The following is a 3,636-nucleotide window of genomic DNA, read 5'->3' on the forward strand; positions in this document are numbered from 1 at the left end:
ACGATCCTTCTCAGAGATTTGTCAGTGCTGCCCGGTTGAATGCAACAGGCACGCCTGGCGTTGATGCAATCCGCGCAGGTAGCCGGCGCGGCATGGGGTCGGTCGAACGGTCAGACGTTCGTGCATGGCGTCGCCACCCGGCGGCGGATACGCGCCTGCCGGGTGGGTTGATGCCAAGCGTTTTCACAGGGGTCCGGCAGTGCTGTCGCGACATCGCAAGCCGAACGACAGGGCCTGGAGGGTCATTCAGGCTCGCTTGTCGCGCAGGGCGCAGTTGATGTCGGAAATGATCTGGCCATCCGACAACTTGATGATGCGATCCGCCAGTTGGAAGTACTGGTCGTCGTGAGTAATGATCAGCACCGTCTTGCCACGACGCTTGAGGTCGGGCAGCAGCTCCTCGTAGAAGAACTTCTTGAACGGCGGATCCTGGTCCGCGGCCCACTCGTCCAGTACGTAGACCGAGCGGTCTTCCATGTAGGCGCACACCAGCGCCAGACGTTTTTGCTGGCCATAGGACAAGGCCTTCAGGGTGGAATACCCCTGTCCTTCGATCTTGATCTTGTCGGCCAGCCCCAGGGTTTCCAAGTACTTGCGCGCCAGCGTCGGGCTGCCGTCCTCTTCGTCGGGGCCGATGAGGCGGTTGAACAGGTGGAAATCGGAAAACACCGCGGAGAACAGGTCGCGATAGTCGTTGCGACTTTCATCCGTGACCGGCTTGCCATCGAGCAGGATCTCACCCTCCTGGGGGATGTAGAGCCCGCAGAGAAGTTTGGCCAAGGTGCTTTTGCCGCAACCGTTGCCACCGACGATGTAGATCAACTCGCCAGCCTGCACCGTCAGGTCGATGGGCCCCAGGGAGAAGCCGCTCTCGGCGTGCAACTCCTGGTAGTGCATGCGCACGGCCTTCAGTTCGATGCGATTCCACGGCTTCTTGTGCTCCAGCAGATGCACCTTGGGCGCGTCGGTCTCGATGGGTTCCGGGTGCGGGCCGTTGATTGAGAAACCGAATTCCGCAAGACGGGTAGAAGCCACCCGGCCCGCCGCCAGCAAGGGCATCGCCCCGACCAGCAACGACAGCGGGCCCATGATGTACAACACGGCCAGGACGCTGGCGGTCATGATTTTCGGATCGACGGCACCGACCAGGGGGGCGGCGAACAGCAGGCAACCGATCAGCAACGACAGCGTGAATTGCCCGACGTTGTCGGCGGCGGTGTACCAAAGGCGCTCAACGAAGTTGTAGCGCGCCACACGGGTGGAAGACGCCTCGATGGCCGAGCGCCCGAACCAGCGGCGCCGCACGCCATTGAGCTTGAGTTCCTTGAGGCCGAACACCAGGGCGTGGGTGTATTCATTGAACGCGGTGTATTCATCCCGCACCCGGGACGTGTTCCTGACGCCACAGGAGAAGAAGAACAGATACAGCCCCACCCCCAGGATCATCAGTGAAACCGTCAAGGCCAGCACGACCCACGACAGGTAGGCCAGGTAGCCGATGCCGAACAGAAAGACCGTCGTCTCCACCAGGATCGTGGGCATGATGATCAGCGTCGTATTCAATTGCGGGATGTCGTTGGTCAACATCGTCAGCACATTGGGCGGGCCGCGCCGGTCCACTTCTTCCAGCGGCGTGGCGAGAATCTTGCGACACAGCGCAATGCGCAAGCGCGTCATGATTCGCATGCTGGCGTAGGCCGGGAACAACGCTGCGCCATTGCGCAATATCAGCGCCGTGGCACTGAGCCCGATGAACCAGTACAGCGCCTGCAGGCGAGAGCCGTCATTGTGGATAGCCTCGTTGATCACGCTCACCACCGCGATTGACGCCACCCCGCTGATGACACCGCAGATCAACGTAAAGAGCGTCAGCCAGGGATGGTTACGCCACAACAGGCGCATGACCGAGCCCGGTTTTGGCTTCTTCTCTTTCTTCGCGTTCTGCTCGTTTTTCATGGGTTGCTATCCTCGAATGGAGTCACGAAAGGGCTCACGCCGGTCGCCATACGTCGCCCTGGGCGATCATTTCGCCCATCGCCACAACGATGAGGCGTGGCTCCTCGTAAGGGTCGCGAGCGTGGGCGACCAACATGTTGTCGAGCATCACCACATCGCCCTTGCGCCAGGCGAACCTGACCGCACAGGCCTCATAGGCCTCGCCGAGCAACGCCATGACGTCGTCTTCTATCGGCGTTCCATCGCCGTAACTGACCATGCGCGGCAGACGATCGGCGCCGAACATATCGAGCAGGTCTTCGCGCATTTCCTCGCCGAGACAAAACGGATGGTGCAGCTGTACCTGGTTGAAAAAAGCCCGCTCCCCGGTTACCGGATGCTGGATAACCGCCGGACAAAGGGTGCGCACTTGCAGGGTTTCGTCGTCGAGCCATTCGAAATCGGTGCCCTCTTCCCGGCAACGCTGTTCGACGACGGCCCGCTCGGTGGTGCCGAAGAACGACGCCCAGCTCGGCTCGACACCGGCGGTGAAGGTGCGGCTGTAGCTCAGGCCTTTTTGTTCGAACCGGGCGACCACCTGCGGCGGCAGGCATTGCAGGACTTGGCGGATGTCGGCCAGCGGCGTCGCGCCGCCAACCCGTGATGGCTGTTCGCAATAGAACCACTGCTTGCGCGGCCAGCTTTCCAGGTGCGAACTCTCGTTGTGATACAGGATCATTTCGCGTTCGGGATACGGCGTGGAGCGGTAGACGTTGCGTCCGCCCTCTTTCTTTGGCAGGTCGCCGTAGCTGCCATGCAGCCCGGGCGACAAGGCTTCAGCGAACGCCTCGAAGGCTGGCACCGAGCCGAGATCGAAACCGCGAAACAGCACCGCACCATGGCGACACAGCAACGCCTCGATGGCTTCGCGATGGGTGCTGGCCCACAGCGAAGGATTCAACGCCGGTTCAACCGGCTCGATCACCACCGGCAAACTCAAACCGTCGGCGAGCAATGACAGCCTGATCGATTCGCCAGTTCCAGGACCTGGCCAGGCAAGCGAATCCGCGATCCCGTCAGCGGGCATGACGGGCGAAGCGTCAGTTTGAAGACTCATCAATAACTCCTGAACCACGGATCGTCGGATCCACGTCGCAGGGCCGGACCAATGCGACCCACCATCGGGCAAGGATAAAAACATTGATCGGGGGGGATGTCTGGCACCGCAAACCGGGACAGAGGTTGCAACAGCTTCGTTCAGCCAGCGTGGTTAACGGGGCGTCACCAGATCAAGATCAAAAGCCAAAGCGAGGCGGCCTGATAGCCGACCTGGCTCTCCCGGTCGTACACCCATCAGATCTGTGGGAGCAAGCTTGCTCGCGATAGCGGCGGGGGTCAGTTTGCAGTGATGCTGGATGGGCCGACCTCATCGCGAGCAGGCTCGCTCCCACAGGAGATCTTGGGGGTTCATGGGTCTTGTGTTCACCGCAGATCCATTGTGGGAGCGGGCTTGCTCGCGAAAGCGGCGGGCCAGTTTGCAGTGATGTTGGATGGGCCGGCCTCTTCGCGAGCAGGCTCGCTCCCACAGGAGATCTTGGGGGTTCATGGGGCTTGTGTTCACCGCAGATCCATTGTGGGAGCGGGCTTGCTCGCGAAAGCGGCGGGCCAGTTTGCAGTGATGTTGGATGGGCCGGCCTCTTC

Annotated in this window: 2 protein-coding genes; both read right to left on the bottom strand. The window is 61.4% G+C overall.

Annotation, left to right across the window (positions count from 1 at the left end; all coding sequences use genetic code 11):
• Positions 1–246: 246 nt before the first annotated feature.
• The gene (locus tag HU767_RS25550; RefSeq protein ID WP_186710154.1) at positions 247–1,956 is read right to left on the bottom strand and encodes a cyclic peptide export ABC transporter; all 1,710 of its coding nucleotides are present in this window, start codon (positions 1,954–1,956) and stop codon (positions 247–249) included.
• Between the two features lie 34 nt (positions 1,957–1,990).
• Positions 1,991–3,052: a TauD/TfdA family dioxygenase gene (locus tag HU767_RS25555; RefSeq protein WP_186730793.1), complete on the bottom strand. Its 1,062-nt coding sequence runs from the start codon at positions 3,050–3,052 to the stop codon at positions 1,991–1,993.
• Positions 3,053–3,636: the final 584 nt, after the last annotated feature.

This window comes from Pseudomonas sp. SWRI179 (assembly GCF_014268705.1).
GTDB classification, from domain to species: domain Bacteria; phylum Pseudomonadota; class Gammaproteobacteria; order Pseudomonadales; family Pseudomonadaceae; genus Aquipseudomonas; species Aquipseudomonas zanjanensis.